This is a genomic window from Williamsia sp. z71, assembly GCF_059553375.1.
On record NZ_JCANWX010000001.1, the window covers coordinates 676,309 to 691,275 of the forward strand.

Genomic DNA, 14,967 nt, shown 5'->3' on the forward strand with positions numbered 1-14,967 from the left:
CGTGAAACCGGGCTGAAGCAAGTCATCAGCCCAAGCGACATCAATCAGAAACAGGGAAAAGGATGCCCCCCAAGAAGAAGAAGAAGATCACCGGGATCATCAAGCTCCAGATCAACGCAGGCGCCGCCAACCCGGCACCGCCCGTGGGTCCGGCACTTGGTCAGCACGGCGTGAACATCATGGAGTTCTGCAAGGCGTACAACGCCGCGACAGAAAGCCAGCGCGGCAATGTCGTGCCTGTGGAGATCTTCGTCTACGAAGACCGTTCCTTCGACTTCAAGTTGAAGACGCCGCCGGCCGCGAAATTGCTGCTCAAGGCCGCCGGTCTGCAGAAGGGCTCGGGAGAGCCGCACAAGACCAAGGTCGGCAAGGTCACCATGGATCAGGTCCGTGAGATCGCAAAGACCAAGCAGGAAGACCTCAACGCCAACGACGTTGAGCAGGCCGCCAAGATCATCGCCGGAACCGCCCGCTCCATGGGCATCACCGTCGAGTGAGCTTGCGAACTCGCAAGCTCTGAGTGGCCGAACTCAATACCAAGTAATCGTGGCAGGGCCGGCTCGGTCCGTACCACCAAACCGCATGAGTTGCGGAGAAAGACAGAGCGAATATGAGCAGGAACAGCAAGGCATACAAGGCCGCAGCTGAAAAGGTCGACAAGTCCAAGCTCTACAGTCCGCTGGAGGCTGCAAAGCTGGCCAAGGAGACCTCTTCGACCAAGACCGACGCGACCGTCGAGGTTGCAGTCCGTCTCGGTGTTGATCCCCGTAAGGCCGATCAGATGGTGCGCGGCACCGTCAACCTTCCGCACGGCACCGGTAAGACCGCCCGTGTGATCGTTTTCGCCGCCGGCGACAAGGCCAATGAGGCCGTCGCTGCCGGAGCCGACGAGGTCGGCGCCGAGGACCTGATCGAGAAGATCCAGGGAGGCTGGCTCGAGTTCGACGCCGCGATCGCCACCCCGGATCAGATGGCCAAGGTCGGCCGCATCGCCCGCATCCTCGGACCGCGTGGCCTGATGCCGAACCCGAAGACGGGCACCGTCACCACTGACGTGGCCAAGGCCGTCAACGAGATCAAGGGCGGAAAGATCAACTTCCGTGTCGACAAGGCTGCGAACCTGCACTTCGTCATCGGCAAGGCTTCGTTCGACGAGAAGAAGCTGGCCGAGAACTACGGCGCTGCGCTGGACGAGATCCTGCGCGCGAAGCCGTCGGCGGCAAAGGGCCGGTACCTGAAGAAGGTCACCGTCTCGACCACCTCCGGACCGGGCATCCAGGTGGACCCGTCGGTGAACCGTAATTACAACAACGAAGACGTCTGAGCACGTCTGAACTGACATGAGGCCGGGACTCCCCAACGGGGGTCCCGGCCTTTGTCATGTCCGGCGGGTCAGACCTGCGCGGCCTTCATCGCGTCGGCAGTCAGTTCGAGTGAGCGCAACCGTCCTTCGATGCTGACCGACTGATGGCAGACCATCAGTTCGTCGGCCTGTGCGGTCTCGGCGAAGTTCTCGAGGTAGCGACGAGCGTCGTCGCCGGTGCCGACCCCGGTGTACTTCATCATCGAGGCGATTCCGTGGCCTTCGCGGGTGGTCAGGAAGGCGTCGATCTCTTCGTCGCTGTACTGCGGGGTCGATGGTCCCCGGGAGATCAGGCCACGAACCCGGATGCGTCGCAACGCCTCGAAGTCCGCCGCCGCGACGTCGGGATCGTCGGCGGCGACGATGTTCACCCCGGCGATGACGTAGGGCTCGGACAGCTGTTCCGACGGCTTGAAGTCGCGGCGGTACAGGGTCACCGCCTGGTGCAGGGCATCGGGGGAGAAGTGCGAGGCGAACGCGTACGGCAGACCGAGATGCGCCGCGAGCTGGGCACCGAACAGCGATGACCCGAGGATGTACAGCGGCACGTGGGTTCCGGCACCGGGGACCGCGGTGATCCCGGGAATACGCGACTCGTCACCCAGGAAGCCCTGCAGCTCGAGCACATCCTGGGGGAAGCGGTCGGCGGAGCTGTTGTCACGGCGCAGGGCACGCATGGTGGCCTGATCGCTGCCGGGCGCCCGGCCCAGGCCCAGATCGATCCGGCCGGGATGAAGCGTCTCCAACGTCCCGAACTGTTCGGCGATGGTCAGGGGGGCGTGATTCGGCAGCATGATGCCGCCGGCGCCGAGGCGGATGGTCTCGGTGTGAGCGGCGATATGGGCGATCAGAACACTGGTTGCCGACGACGCAATCGTCGCCATGTTGTGGTGCTCGGCATACCAAACACGCTTGTAACCGTGCTGCTCCGCGGCGCGGGCGAGTTGCACACTGCCTGCGAAGGTTTCGCGAGCACTCTGACCCGGGGCGATGGGGGCGAGATCGAGCACGGACAACGTCACTGACATACGGGGGCCTTCTTCACGTCGGGTACTTCTCACGGCGCGGCACAGCGCCATGAGTTATATGTATGTCAACGCATATGGGACCTGGTCCCTTCCCGCCTCGCGTACTCACGGCCGATCGCGGACCACCACTTCACCGGGCAACGCCCATTCGGTGCGTCCGAGACGGGCCACCGGGGCGAGTTTGGTGAAGTCGGGATGTCCGTCCGCGGCTGCTACGTCGGCGGCGACACTGACCGCGACCACCCGTCCCATCACGACCTGCGAGTTGCCCACCTCGATGATCTGATGCAGAACACATTCGATGGACACCGGGCTGTCCCTGACCCGCAGGCAGTCGACCACCGCGGCGGGTTCGGACGCCACACCGACGGCCTCGAACTCGTTGACGTCCTCGGCGAAACCGGCCGAGGTGGCGTTGACGTGGTCGAGCATCGGTTCGGTCGCGACGTTGATCACGAACTCGCCGGTCGCCCTGACGTTGTCGGAACTGTGTTTGAAACCACCGACCGTGGTGAACTGCACGATCGGCGGATCCGTCGAACTGACCGTGAAGAAGCTGAACGGCGCCAGATTGTGTACGCCGGCGGCGCTACACGAGGACACCCAGGCGATCGGACGCGGCACGATCGACGAGGTGAGCAGTCGGTAGAACCCGCCGGCCGAGGTGTTGGTCTGGTCGAAGAGTGTTCGCTCGGAGTTCGGCTCGACGTCTTGGTTCACCGCTCCAGCATGTCATCCGGGATCACCCGGTAGACGGACTGCACCAGACCTTTGCTCAGCGTGGCGGTGCGCATGTGTTCGAGGAGGATGTCCTCGCCGATGTAACCGAACAGGGGAAGTCCCGAGCCGAGGATGACGGGCACCGTTGTGATGGTGAGTTCGGTGATGAGGTTGCGGCTCAGAAATCCGGTGATCAGGCGGCCGCCGTCGACATACAGGTGCCGTAGGGCCTCGTCCTGTGCCGTCTCCAGTAGCTCGTCGATGCTGCGGTGCACGGTGACGCGGTGGTCGGCGCCGGGGTCGAGTTGTGAGCTGACGACCAGGACACGCATGCCCTCGTAGGGCCACTGTTCGAACGTCAGGCCGACCTCGTACGTGTTGCGGCCCATGGCGATTGCGTCGACGGATGCGGCGAACTCGGCGTAGCCGGTCTCACTCATGTCGTCGTCGCGTCTGGTCAGCCAGTCGATGCCACCGTCCTGACGGGCGATGTAGCCGTCGACGCTGGTGGCGATGAACACTGCACCGGTGATGTCTCTCATGTGGGGTCCCTTTCATGTCCAGGTGGACGTCAAGTTGCCGAACTCGGTATCGAGGATCGACCGGAGTGATCCGCTCGGGTCGACTGTCCAGGCCAGAAAGCTGCCTTCCAGAAGTGCGAACAGTGTCCGAGCGGCGACGGCGGGAGCGGGCGCGCCGGGGAGGTCGCCCGCGTCGACGGCCCTGCTGATCAGGAGTCCGAGCTGTGAGCGTTTGCGCTGCCAGCCGAGCGCGAGCAGTCGGGTCAGTTCCGGATCGCCGAGGTCGGCGGCCAGTGACGACACATGATTCGCGGCGTCGTCCGGGCGGGAGTGGTCGATATAGGGCCGCACCGACAGTCGGTAGAGCGTTGCCAGTGGCGTTTCGCCGGGTAGCGTAGCCGGCTCGATGTCGATGGAATCGATCCAGCGCTGGGATGAGGCGATCAACAATCCACGTTTCGAGCCGAACCGCTTGACCAGGGTCGCTGCCGAGACGCCGGCCTCCTGACCGGCGAGTTCGAGGGTGAAACCGGCTGAACCGGTCCGGGCGAGCACCACCGCGGCGGCGTCGAGAAGAGCGGAGTCGGAGTTCACGCGAGGCCGGGCCACAAGGATTAGTAAATCACCATTTCCTAATTCGGACCAGGGTATGCCGCGACCGTTGTCCCCACCCCGAGGTTTGGTCCACAGTCGGGCGCCGCCGGGGCCGAGCAGTCGGGTCCGGCACCTATGGTTGGACGGGTGCAGGACAAAAAACTTCTGACCAAGATCGCCGGTCTGCTGCGTCAAGCCGAGGGCACGGACAACGAACACGAGGCGCAGGCCTTCATGCAGGCCGCCCAGCGGCTGGCCACCGCGGCATCCATCGATCTCGCCGTGGCCCGAGCGCATGGCAACGGAAACCGGCGGGTGGCTCCCGAGCAACGGAACATCGCGATCGGCGAAGCCGGCAAACGCGGTCTGCGCACCTACGTGCAGCTGTTCGTCGCGATCGCCCGGGCCAACGACATCACGTGTGACGTCGCGAGTAACTCGACCTTTGTCTACGCCTACGGATTTCCTGGCGACATCGACTCGTGTGAGGCGCTGTACAGCTCGCTCGTGGTGCAGATGGTCGCAGCCAGCGACGGGTATCTGAAGTCGGGGGACTACAAGGGGGAGACATTCGCCCGGGTGGTCACCGAGCGCCGGGGGAGGTACGCGCGGCGGGTTGTCGAGGAAAAACCACTGTCACCGATCACGGCCCGACTGAACTTTCAGTCGGCGTTCGCCGAACGGATCGGCAAGCGGCTCGCTGCGGCTCGCGACGAGGCCAGGGAGCAGGCGGTTGCCGCCGACGGGGGCAACACCGACACCGGAACCGCACTGGTGCTGCGCAACAAGGAGATCGAGGTCCGGGACTTCCATCGGGAGGTCTCGACGGCCCGGGGAACCTGGCAGTCACACAGTGCGTCGGCCGGATATTCGGAGGGCGCGCGTCGGGCCGGCGACCGGGCCGGGCGCCGCGCCCGGCTGGGTGACGGCATCGCGCTCGGTGGCACTCGCGGGGCACTCGAGGCATGAGCGTGCCCCGTTGACCGAACGCGACAGCCAGCGGTCGGCGCTGTACGCGGCGGAACGGCTGGTTCACAACGTCTTCGAACGGGCGGCGGGTGGCGGCAACGTTCTGACCATCGCCGGGACCACGGTCACCCTGCCTCCGGAGGCGAAGTTCGGTTCGGTGGACTCGGTCCGCGACTATGCCGAGCGGGTGTTGACGATGGACAGCGTTGTCGCCCGATTCGCGCGGGCGCGGATCCCGGTCAGCGTGCGGACCCGTCGTGGGCAGCATCAGGCGCACTACGAATACGACCCCGGTGGTGGCGCCGGCGTGATCGCGGTTCCGGTGGCGACGCAAGGCCGTTGGGCGATGCGGGAGTTGGTGGTGCTGCACGAGCTGGCCCACCATCTGAGTCCGGGGTCGGCAATCGACAAGCACGGCCCGCGTTTTGCCGAAACCCTGATCGACCTCGTCGGTCTGGTGTTGGGACCGGAGGCGGCACTGGTCTACCGGGTCACATTCGGCGACAGCGGGATCCGCGTGGGCTGAGGGATCATCACGCCGCGTTGATCGTGCCCAACCAGCCGTCGACCGTGCCGAAACCGCCATTGACCGTGCCTAAACTGCTTGTGCCCGAGCAACTTCGGCACGCTCGGCGGTGATTTCGGCACGCTCGGCGGGGATTTCGGCACGCTCAGCGGGGGGATCACCAGGCGGGGGAGCCGACCGCCTGGAAGGTGAGGTAGCTCTGATGGAACGGGTCGAGGACGATCTTCTGGGTCCGGAAACCGGCTTTGAGCAGGTCGGGCAGGACCGCCAGGAACCGGGGCAGGCTGGCGGCGTACACGTCGACCCGCAGCCGGTGTCCGGGCTCGAGGATGGCATCGGTTGCGACCAGGTCTATGTCGAGGTCCATCGGCAGGTGCGGCTGCACCTTGAGCTTGCGCTTGAAGGTCAGCGGATGGTGGGCCAGTAGCAGTGACCCGTCCTCGGCGTACTCACACAACTCCGGATCGAGCGAACGATTCGACGAGGTCAGCGAGCCGTTGGACAGAACCGTCGAAGTGCCGTCCGGGGCAACGTCATTGAGAGTGACCGCCCACAACGCATCGGTTCCGGCGCAGGTGGTCCGCAGGTGCAGGTTCACCGAGCCGGAGATCTGAACGGAGTCCGATACCGGGGCCGTGGTGAACGACAGCGCGCCACGTTCCTGGAACCGGGCGTCGGTGGTGAACCATTTGCCCAGCACCCGCGTCGCGCCCGCGGTCACCTGGGTCATGTCCCGCGACACCAACCCACGGACATCGGGGCGGATGCCCAGTGCCGCCGACTCCGTGTTGACAGTGGTGCCCAGGGTGCCATCGTGGACGCTGTGCTTCGCGGTATCGGAGGGGGCTGCCGACAGGTAGAGGCGCTGCACGCGGGAGTCGGTGCGCGGGAACGACTTTCCTGACGTCCATGAACCGCCCTGCTGTTGCAGCGTCACCGGCCCGTACTCGTCGACGCCGTTGTCGATGCCCTTGAGCCAGCGGTCGAACCAGGCCCGCTCGAGGACGTCGACCCGCGGCGGTGAGACCCGTCCACCGAATCCGAGGCCGGCATCGATGTGATAGCCGTCGGCCATGACCAGCTGTTTCTGGCCGGGAGGCAGGTTGAGCTGGTTGTAGATCCTGGTCGCGCTACGCCCGAACAAGTCGTGCCAACCGCCGAAGACGAACGTCGGTGCGGTGATCTGGTCGATGTTGGGATCGCGTTCGTCGAAATAGGGGTCGTCGTAGATCCGGGGATCGGTGCCGGTGAGGAACCCTCGTGCCAGAGAGCCGATCTCGGTGGCGGGGGAGGCGAGGCGGTCCTTGAGCCAGCTGAGCCCATTGGTGCCCAGCACATCGCCGAGTGCGGTCGACGGGTTGGGGAGCCACTTGAGCAGGTTCACCCCGGCGAGCCAGATCGGGATGAATGCAGATGGCGCACCGCCGGTGATGTAGATGTCGCGAACGATGTCTTCGCAACCCTCCACCGCGAAGACGGCCTTGAGATGGGGCGATCCGTTGCCCGCGGCCTGCAGGGAGTTGATGGCCGAATACGACCAGCCGGCCATTCCGACATTGCCGGCGCACCACTGTTGGCCCGCGGCCCAATCGATGACCTCGATCGAGTCCTGCTGTTCGCGTTCGCCGAGGATCTGCCAACGGCCATGTGACGAACCGGTGCCGCGGACATCGACCACCAGCTGCACATATCCGCTCTGCACCAGCTTGCGGTTGATGCCGAAGACATCGAGGATCCCGCCGGACAGCGGTGGTAACGGCAGCCGATGGGTGGCCTGGTCGATGAAGTCCAGGATCGCGCGGTTGTACGGATTGATGCTGACGACCGTGGGGAGCGCGGTGGTGACGACGTCACCGGCGTCGTCGACCGGCCGGATCAGGGTGGCCCGCAGCCGAACCCCGTCGCTCATCTCCAGCTCGACGGACCGGTCGATGGTCAGGGATGCGAACTCGGGCTTGCCGTCGACCAGCTCGCGCCACCAGCGAGCGTTCGCGCCGCCGGTCGGATCGCCGAGAGGAAGGGTCGGTGCTGTCCGACTGACCCCGCGGCTCACTGCGGACTCGTACGGGCTCAACTGGTAGACCATGGCGCTCCCTCTCCACTGCCGGGAGGGATGCGGCGAAATCCGAAAACCCTGGTGCTGACCGGGGGTTTCGGGTCGCGACAACACTCCATCGTGCTGCTGGCCAGTGCTACCGGAGTATTCGTGACCGGGCTCACACTGGACTGGTTGCATCAATGTAGCCGAGCGGACGTTCGGTCGCGACATCTGGGTTAATCCGGCTTCACATATTGATCCGGATGTGGCCGATTTGTGACCGGGTGGGGGTTACCGGTAGTGTTGCCCCTTGGTGTTCGTGGGTCATATGCCTGCGGACGTCAGTTCAACCAGAGACCGTTGGTCACCGGTACGCGATTCGTCGCGAATCGGCCTAAGGCCCGACTTTCGTCGGCGGCCCACGCAGGGAGAACGAGGTATCGCCGTCGAGTGGCATCATGCCACTTCGCTTGTGTACGCCCCGTGCCCTGTGCCGGGGCGTTTGTCGTTGGTGGGGCACTTGGCCCGTTCGGGAGGATCGCGCTCCTACGTACCAACCGACACGTCATGAGAGGAGGCGAAGTATGGCAAACACCGAAAAGGTCGCCGCAGTTGCGGAGATCACCGAGCAGTTCAAGGGAGCCACCGCAGCAGTTGTCACGGAATACCGTGGCCTGTCGGTCAAGCAGATCTCTGACCTGCGTCGTTCGCTCGGCGAAGGCGCCGTCTACTCCGTCGCCAAGAACACCCTGGTCAAGCGCGCCGCAGCTGATGCGGGCGTGACCGGTCTGGACGAGCTGTTCACTGGCCCCACCGCTATCGCCTTCATCGAGGGTGAGCCGGTCGTGGCGGCCAAGGCGATCAAGAACTTCGCCAAGGACAACAAGGCTCTCATCATCAAGGGTGGATTCATGGATGGCCGCGCGCTGTCCGTGGAAGAGGTCAACAAGATCGCCGACCTCGAAACCCGTGAGGTGCTCCTTGCACAGCTCGCCGGTGCCATGAAGGGCAACTTGGCAAAGGCCGCGGGTCTGTTCACTCAGCCCGCATCCCAGGTCGCACGTCTTGCGGCCGCACTGCAGGAAAAGCAAGCCGCGGGCGCACCCGCAGAAGCGGCCGAATAAAACCCCACCACCATCCCCGGGTCGCATCACCGTGCGCCCATGGGAAAGATCGAAAGGATTGCCACCATGGCAAAACTCACCGCTGACGAACTCATCGAGCAGTTCAAAGAGCTGACCCTGCTGGAACTGAGCGACTTCGTGAAGAAGTTCGAAGAGGTCTTCGAGGTCACCGCTGCTGCTCCGGTCGCCGTTGCTGCTGCCGGCGCTCCGGCTGCCGCTGAAGCCGCTGCTGAGCAGGACGAGTTCGACGTCGTGCTCGAGTCGGCCGGCGACAAGAAGATCCAGGTCATCAAGGTCGTCCGCGAGATCGTTTCCGGACTGGGCCTGAAGGAAGCCAAGGATCTCGTCGAGTCTGCTCCCAAGGCACTGCTCGAGAAGGTCGACAAGGACGCTGCCGAGGCAGCCAAGGCCAAGCTCGAAGAGGCCGGCGCCAAGGTGTCCGTCAAGTAATTCTGATCTGACAGGACTCCGGTTCACCGGGGCCCACTCAGAGCGCACAACGACCCGCAGCTTCGGCTGCGGGTCGTTTTGTCTTTCGCTTCAGTAATTTTTTTGAGGCCGGTCGCGGGGAGCGAAAGTTACCCGTCGGTAACTGAATTTTTCTTCTACCTGCAGCAACTCTGGATCAGCGGTGTCGCCCCTGGCTGCACTCCGGTATGCCCGAGTCCGCGAAACCGTGGACAGCTCGTTTATTCATGACGTCCGGTGGGTTAGAGTGAGCCGAACCACAGGTTCCGCAGCGGGGGCGGACTTCATTTGGAGGGAATTTCAGTGGGCGTTGAGGTCAGTGTCGAGGGGCTAACGAAGTCCTTCGGGTCGCAGAATATTTGGCGTGATGTCTCGCTGACCTTGCCTCAGGGCGAGGTGAGTGTCCTGCTGGGTCCGTCGGGTACGGGCAAGTCGGTGTTCCTCAAGTCGTTGATCGGCCTGCTGCATCCCGAGCAGGGCTCGGTGATCGTCGATGGCACCGACATCACCAAATGTTCCTCGCGTGAGCTCTACGAGATCCGCAAGCTGTTCGGAGTCCTGTTCCAGGACGGTGCCCTGTTCGGTTCGATGAGCCTGTTCGACAACATCGCATTCCCTCTTCGTGAGCACACGAAGAGGAAGGAAGACGAGATCCGTCAGAACGTGATGGACAAGATCGAGTTGGTCGGTCTGACCGGTGCCGAGAACAAGCTGCCCGGTGAGATCTCCGGCGGTATGCGCAAGCGCGCCGGCCTGGCCCGCGCCCTGGTCCTGGACCCCCAGATCATCCTGTGCGACGAGCCCGACTCCGGTCTGGACCCGGTCCGCACGGCCTACCTCTCGCAGTTGCTCATCGACATCAACGCCCAGATCGACGCCACGATCCTGATCGTGACCCACAACATCCAGGTCGCCCGGACCGTCCCCGACAACATCGGCATGCTCTTCCGCAAGGAACTGGTGATGTTCGGCCCCCGTGAGGTGCTCCTGACCTCGGACGAGCCGGTGGTCGACCAGTTCCTCAACGGACGTCGGATCGGACCCATCGGGATGTCCGAGGAGAAAGACGACGCGCAGCAGAAGCGCGAGCAGGAGATGGTCGATGCCGGCCACTCCGACGGTGGTACCGCCGAGGATGTCCGCGGCATCGTCCCGCAGCTACAGGCCACTCCCGGGTTGCCTGAGCGCAAGGCCGTCGGACGACGTCAGGCCCGGGTGCGCGAGATCCTGCACACCCTGCCGCCGGCGGCGCAGAAGGCGATCGAGGAGAGCTTTGTGCAGGAAGATGCTGCCCAGGAAAACCAGCGGCAGGCGGCGCACCGGATGGCACCGGCAGGCGCTCCCGCTTATGAACAAACCCAGGGTTACGAGCAGACGCAGGGATATGACCAGACACAGCCCCAATATGCCGACTCCGAGGCTCAGACCGAACAGTTCCCGCCATACCGACCAGGGGACAAGGCTCTGTAGATGACAAGTGCCACCACGCGTGGTGTCGATCGGGTTGCAAAGGCCGGTACGGGCGCGCTCGCCCAAACCGGCAACATTGTTCAGCTGTTCGTCGATGTCGCACGCCAGACATTCGTGCGCCCATTTCAGTGGCGCGAGTTCATCCAGCAGGCCTGGTTCATCGCAAGTGTGACCATCCTGCCGACCGCGCTTGTCGCCATCCCGTTCGGCGCGATCGTGTCGTTGCAGACCGGTTCGCTGATCCGGCAGCTCGGTGCCGAATCGTTCACCGGTGCCGCCAGCGTGCTGGTGGTGATCCAGCAGGGCGCACCCCTGGTGACGTCGCTGCTGGTGGCAGGCGCCGCCGGATCGGCGGTGACCGCTGATCTCGGTTCCCGGACGATCCGGGAGGAGATCGACGCGATGAAGGTGCTCGGTATCAACCCGATCCAGCGTCTTGTCGTCCCGCGTGTGCTGGCCATGATCCTGGTGGCCGTGCTGCTCTGTGGCCTGGTCTCGGTGGTCGGTATCGGCGGCGGATATTTCTTCAACGTGATCGTTCAGGACGGAACACCTGGTGCCTACCTGGCATCGTTCAGCGCGCTCGCTCAATTGCCGGACATCTATGTCGCCGAGATCAAGGCCGCGGTGTTCGGTGTGATCGCCGGTGTGGTTGCGGCGTACAAGGGCCTGAACCCCAAGGGCGGTCCCAAGGGTGTGGGTGATGCGGTCAATCAGGGTGTCGTCATCACCTTCTTGTTGTTGTTTTTCGCGAACTTGATCATCACTGCGGTCTACCTGCAGATCGTTCCGGCCAAGGGTTCATAGGAGAACAGGTGACGATCGCCAAAGGCAGAGGAGACCTCGGATATCGCGCGGGCAAGATCGCGCGTATTCCGTTGCGCGTCCTCGACGGTGCGGGCGACCAGATGTCGTTCTACGGACGCGCCATCGGGTGGTCGCCGCGCACCATCCGCCGCTACCCCAAGGAATTGCTGAGGCTGCTGGCCGAGGTCGCTTTCGGATCGGGCGGACTCGCCGTCATCGGCGGCACCATCGGTGTGATGGTGCTGATGTCCGGCTTCACCGGTGTGGTCGTCGGACTGCAGGGGGCCAACGCTCTCGACCAGCTCGGTTCGCAGGCCCTGACCGGATTCCTTGCCGCATATGCCAACACCCGTGAGGTCGCCCCGCTCGTGGCGGGCCTGGCGTTGTCGGCGACCGTCGGTTGTGGTTTCACCGCGCAGCTCGGTGCCATGCGGATCTCGGAGGAGATCGACGCACTCGAGACGATGGCCGTGCCGTCGATCCCGTTCCTCGTGACCACGCGGGTACTGGCCGGCTTCGTCGCCGTCATCCCGTTGTACGTGCTCGGACTGCTCTCGGCCTACTTCGCATCGAGGCTGATAGCCACGCAGTTCACCGGCCAGTCGTCCGGTTCCTACGACCACTACTTCAACCTGTTCTTGCCGCCGGAAGACGTGCTCTGGTCGTTCGGCAAGGTGCTGATCTTCGCCTTCGTGATCATCCTCGTGCACTGCTACTACGGCTACTACGCCACCGGTGGTCCCGCCGGTGTCGGCGTGGCGGTCGGGCACGCGGTGCGTGCGGCCCTGGTGATCATCGCGATCCTCGACTTCTTCCTGGGCCTGGCCATCTGGGGCACCACTACGTCCGTACGAGTGGGGGGCTGACCAGATGCAGGCACTACGCCGCCGGGCCCTGGGTCTGGTGTTCTTCCTGGTTGTCGCGTTGTTCTTGACGCTGACGATCATGCAATACAACACGTCGTTCACCAGCACGGTCGAGGTGAAGCTCCGCACCACCTCGGCGGGCAACGCGCTACCGACCAATGCCGATGTGAAGGTCCGCGGTCTCACCGTCGGTGTGGTCAGTGAGGTCGCACCCGACATCGAAGACGGTTCGGTCGTCGTGACACTGGCGCTGCAACCCGACAAGGTCGATCTGCTGCCGACCGACACCACCGCCCGCATCCTGCCCAAGACGCTGTTCGGCGAGCGGTACGTGGCGTTGCAGATCCCGCCGGGCCAGGAGGGTTCGGAGGCCGACCATCTGTCCAAGGGGTCGACGATCGAACAGGACCAATCGGGTAACGCCGTCGAACTGCAAGAACTGTTCGACGAACTGCTGCCGGTCCTCGAGGCGATCCCACCCGCTGACCTGAACGTGACGTTGTCGACCTTGTCGAAGGCTTTGGCCGGCAACGGCGAGAAGTTGGGCACGAGCCTGACCGAACTCAACACGATCTTCTCCGAGATCAACCAGAACATGCCCGAACTGCAGGGCACTCTGCGTGGTCTGGCGAGCTTCTCCCAGACCTATTCAGAGGCTCTGCCCGACCTGGTGGATTCGTTGGACAACCTGCGTACGACAACCAACACGCTGTTCGAGAGGCAAGCTGACCTGCGGACCACCATCGCCGCGGTCACCCGGGTCGCCATCGACGGCACCGGCTTCCTGGTGACCAACCGTCAGGACCTCGTCGACCTGGCGATCGAATCCGAACCGCTGCTGACGGCTCTGGCCGATCAGTCGCCGGCGTTCGGTTGCACCTTCGCGAACTTCGCCGGTCTCGTGCCGGAGGCCGATGTGATCACCGGCCTGGGCACCGAGAACCCCGGGGTCCGGGTGAACCTGCAGTTCGTGAACCCGCGGGGCCGGTATCTGCCGAACCAGGACGAGCCGCGTCTGCTCGATGAGCGTGGTCCGATCTGCTACCCGCCGGCGACAAACGGCAGGCCGTTCCCGCAGTACCCGGCGGGGTCGGTGAACGACGGCTCGTACCAGCCGCCGTCCCGCAATGCCGGGCCGCGCAACATCCCGCAGATGCCGGCTGCGCAGTACTCGACGATGCCGGAGGGCTCGGCGACCGAGCAGGCTGCGTCCGATGAAAAGCCGGTCACGAACTACAACGACCCGCGGAACAAGCTGCAGATGCAGGCGATCGTGGCGGCCTCGGCGGGCCAGGATCCTGCTGAGGTCCCGGGCTGGATCACCCTGCTCGCCGCGCCCACCGTGCAGGGAGCGCAGGTGAGCATCAAATGAAGGGCTTAGTGGGGCCGCTGATCAAGCTGATCGTGTTCGCGGTGGTCACCGTGTTCGCGACCTCGGTGCTCGCGTTCGCCGTGGCCAACGGCGGCGCCGGGGGTGGCACCGACTTCAAGGCGATCTTCGAGGACGCGACCCAGGTCGCGCCCGGTGACGACGTCCGGATCGCGGGTGTCCGCGTCGGCCAGGTGAGCGGCGTCGAGATCCACGATCGCAGTCAGGCCAAAGTCAGTTTCTCGGTCGACCGCGACCGGCTCCCGGCGGGGGTCAAGGTCGTGATCAAGCTCCGGAACCTGACCGGCCAGCGCTACCTGTCCCTCGAGAAGGGTCCGGGCGATCAGAGTCGGACCATCGGCGGCGGCAGCACCATCGGGTTGCCCAACACGGTCGAGGCGATCAACCTCACCGAGCTCTTCAACGGGTTCCGACCGTTGTTCCAGCAGCTGACGGCCGATGACGTGAACAAGCTGTCGGCGTCGATCATCCAGGTTTTCCAGGGGGAGAGCGGCACGATCTCGGAGCTGGTCCGCGACACCGCCAGCCTGACGAACACGATCGCCGACCGGGACGCGGTGATCGGCAGTCTGATCGACAACCTCAATGCGGTCCTGGGGAACCTCAACGCGCATGACGACCAGTTCACCTCGCTGCTGACCAACACCGAGAAGTTCGTGACCGGACTTGCCGCGCAGAAGGGTTCGGTCGGATCCGCGATCACGTCGCTGTCCAACCTGACCGCGGTGACGTCGTCGATCCTGCAGCCCACGCGGCCGGCCATCCAGGGTTCGATCGCTGCGCTCAACGACCTCGGGACCACAGTGGTCGAGCAGCAGGACGCGATCAAACAGACGCTGACCAACCTGCCCACCAAGCTCCAGAAGATCGGCCGGGCCGCGACCTTCGGCTCGTGGTTCCAGTTCTACCTCTGCGGCCTGGACGTGACGGCGGGCAATGGTCAGAGCGTGCTGCTGACCCAGCCCCTGATCCCGCTGCCGGACATCAACCATGTGCTCTACACCAGTGCGGCGACGCGCTGCTGGGCGAACCAGGATCCACCGGGATGACGATCGGGAACATGACAACACGCAGGACGGCGCA

General features: G+C 64.4%; 16 protein-coding genes. 11 read left to right on the forward strand and 5 right to left on the reverse strand.

Annotation, left to right across the window (positions count from 1 at the left end):
• Positions 1 to 62 precede the first annotated feature (62 nt).
• Together rplK and rplA are read left to right on the forward strand one after the other, a co-directional pair.
• Positions 63 to 497 carry a 50S ribosomal protein L11 gene (gene rplK / locus AC51GR_RS02900; protein WP_482135627.1) on the forward strand — a complete coding sequence of 145 codons (435 nt, stop codon included), beginning with the start codon at positions 63 to 65 and terminating at the stop codon, positions 495 to 497.
• A gap of 113 nt (positions 498 to 610) precedes the next feature.
• Positions 611 to 1,324, forward strand: a complete 714-nt coding sequence (gene rplA / locus AC51GR_RS02905) for a 50S ribosomal protein L1 (protein WP_496323125.1) — start codon at positions 611 to 613, stop codon at positions 1,322 to 1,324.
• Between the two features lie 68 nt (positions 1,325 to 1,392).
• On the opposite strand, the gene AC51GR_RS02910 is transcribed toward rplA, so the two are convergent.
• From AC51GR_RS02910 to AC51GR_RS02925, 4 genes are all read right to left on the reverse strand, one after another.
• Positions 1,393 to 2,391, reverse strand: coding sequence for an LLM class flavin-dependent oxidoreductase (locus AC51GR_RS02910; protein ID WP_496323126.1), 999 nt, complete (start codon positions 2,389 to 2,391; stop codon positions 1,393 to 1,395).
• A 105-nt stretch (positions 2,392 to 2,496) separates the two neighbouring features.
• A complete protein-coding gene (locus AC51GR_RS02915; RefSeq protein WP_496323127.1) occupies positions 2,497 to 3,111 on the reverse strand; it encodes a flavin reductase family protein in 615 nt (204 codons plus the stop codon).
• Entirely contained in the window at positions 3,108 to 3,653 is a 546-nt protein-coding gene (locus AC51GR_RS02920; protein WP_496323128.1) for a dihydrofolate reductase family protein, read from the reverse strand. The genes AC51GR_RS02915 and AC51GR_RS02920 overlap by 4 nt, the downstream gene beginning before the upstream one ends.
• A 12-nt stretch (positions 3,654 to 3,665) precedes the next feature.
• Positions 3,666 to 4,241: a TetR/AcrR family transcriptional regulator gene (locus AC51GR_RS02925; protein ID WP_496323129.1), complete on the reverse strand. Its 576-nt coding sequence runs from the start codon at positions 4,239 to 4,241 to the stop codon at positions 3,666 to 3,668.
• Between the two features lie 132 nt (positions 4,242 to 4,373).
• Here AC51GR_RS02925 and AC51GR_RS02930 point away from each other — a divergent pair, with 132 nt between their 5' ends.
• The gene (locus tag AC51GR_RS02930) at positions 4,374 to 5,195 is read left to right on the forward strand and encodes a DUF2786 domain-containing protein (protein ID WP_496323130.1); all 822 of its coding nucleotides are present in this window, start codon (positions 4,374 to 4,376) and stop codon (positions 5,193 to 5,195) included.
• 10 nt (positions 5,196 to 5,205) lie between these two features.
• A complete protein-coding gene (locus AC51GR_RS02935) occupies positions 5,206 to 5,721 on the forward strand; it encodes a TIGR04338 family metallohydrolase (protein WP_496323131.1) in 516 nt (171 codons plus the stop codon).
• A 157-nt stretch (positions 5,722 to 5,878) separates the two neighbouring features.
• Here the strand turns inward: AC51GR_RS02935 and AC51GR_RS02940 are convergent, their stop codons facing one another.
• Entirely contained in the window at positions 5,879 to 7,807 is a 1,929-nt protein-coding gene (locus tag AC51GR_RS02940; protein ID WP_496323132.1) for a CocE/NonD family hydrolase, read from the reverse strand.
• A gap of 536 nt (positions 7,808 to 8,343) precedes the next feature.
• Between AC51GR_RS02940 and rplJ the strand changes: the two genes are divergently transcribed.
• From rplJ to AC51GR_RS02975, 7 genes are all read left to right on the forward strand, one after another.
• The gene (rplJ, locus tag AC51GR_RS02945; protein WP_496323133.1) at positions 8,344 to 8,883 is read left to right on the forward strand and encodes a 50S ribosomal protein L10; all 540 of its coding nucleotides are present in this window, start codon (positions 8,344 to 8,346) and stop codon (positions 8,881 to 8,883) included.
• 66 nt (positions 8,884 to 8,949) lie between these two features.
• Positions 8,950 to 9,333: a 50S ribosomal protein L7/L12 gene (gene rplL / locus AC51GR_RS02950; RefSeq protein WP_496323344.1), complete on the forward strand. Its 384-nt coding sequence runs from the start codon at positions 8,950 to 8,952 to the stop codon at positions 9,331 to 9,333.
• Positions 9,334 to 9,654: 321 nt separating this feature from the next.
• Complete coding sequence (locus AC51GR_RS02955; RefSeq protein ID WP_496323134.1) at positions 9,655 to 10,821, forward strand: ABC transporter ATP-binding protein; 1,167 nt, start codon at positions 9,655 to 9,657, stop codon at positions 10,819 to 10,821.
• Positions 10,822 to 11,628, forward strand: a complete 807-nt coding sequence (locus AC51GR_RS02960; protein WP_496323135.1) for an MlaE family ABC transporter permease — start codon at positions 10,822 to 10,824, stop codon at positions 11,626 to 11,628. It abuts the gene before it with no gap.
• Positions 11,625 to 12,494: an MlaE family ABC transporter permease gene (locus AC51GR_RS02965; RefSeq protein ID WP_496323345.1), complete on the forward strand. Its 870-nt coding sequence runs from the start codon at positions 11,625 to 11,627 to the stop codon at positions 12,492 to 12,494. The genes AC51GR_RS02960 and AC51GR_RS02965 overlap by 4 nt, the downstream gene beginning before the upstream one ends.
• A 4-nt stretch (positions 12,495 to 12,498) precedes the next feature.
• Positions 12,499 to 13,866, forward strand: coding sequence for an MCE family protein (locus tag AC51GR_RS02970; protein WP_496323136.1), 1,368 nt, complete (start codon positions 12,499 to 12,501; stop codon positions 13,864 to 13,866).
• Entirely contained in the window at positions 13,863 to 14,933 is a 1,071-nt protein-coding gene (locus tag AC51GR_RS02975) for an MCE family protein (RefSeq protein ID WP_496323137.1), read from the forward strand. The genes AC51GR_RS02970 and AC51GR_RS02975 overlap by 4 nt, the downstream gene beginning before the upstream one ends.
• Positions 14,934 to 14,967: the final 34 nt, after the last annotated feature.

What these genes read in the sequence shown, in the direction of transcription:
- rplA (WP_496323125.1), top strand. Translation starts at nt 611, where the DNA reads ATGAGCAGGAACAGCAAGGCATACAAGGCCGCAGCTGAAAAGGTCGAC.
- AC51GR_RS02920 (WP_496323128.1), bottom strand. Translation starts at nt 3,653, where the DNA reads ATGAGAGACATCACCGGTGCAGTGTTCATCGCCACCAGCGTCGACGGC.
- AC51GR_RS02910 (WP_496323126.1), bottom strand. Translation starts at nt 2,391, where the DNA reads ATGTCAGTGACGTTGTCCGTGCTCGATCTCGCCCCCATCGCCCCGGGT.
- AC51GR_RS02975 (WP_496323137.1), top strand. Translation starts at nt 13,863, where the DNA reads ATGAAGGGCTTAGTGGGGCCGCTGATCAAGCTGATCGTGTTCGCGGTG.
- rplL (WP_496323344.1), top strand. Translation starts at nt 8,950, where the DNA reads ATGGCAAAACTCACCGCTGACGAACTCATCGAGCAGTTCAAAGAGCTG.
- AC51GR_RS02960 (WP_496323135.1), top strand. Translation starts at nt 10,822, where the DNA reads ATGACAAGTGCCACCACGCGTGGTGTCGATCGGGTTGCAAAGGCCGGT.
- rplJ (WP_496323133.1), top strand. Translation starts at nt 8,344, where the DNA reads ATGGCAAACACCGAAAAGGTCGCCGCAGTTGCGGAGATCACCGAGCAG.
- AC51GR_RS02940 (WP_496323132.1), bottom strand. Translation starts at nt 7,807, where the DNA reads ATGGTCTACCAGTTGAGCCCGTACGAGTCCGCAGTGAGCCGCGGGGTC.
- rplK (WP_482135627.1), top strand. Translation starts at nt 63, where the DNA reads ATGCCCCCCAAGAAGAAGAAGAAGATCACCGGGATCATCAAGCTCCAG.
- AC51GR_RS02970 (WP_496323136.1), top strand. Translation starts at nt 12,499, where the DNA reads ATGCAGGCACTACGCCGCCGGGCCCTGGGTCTGGTGTTCTTCCTGGTT.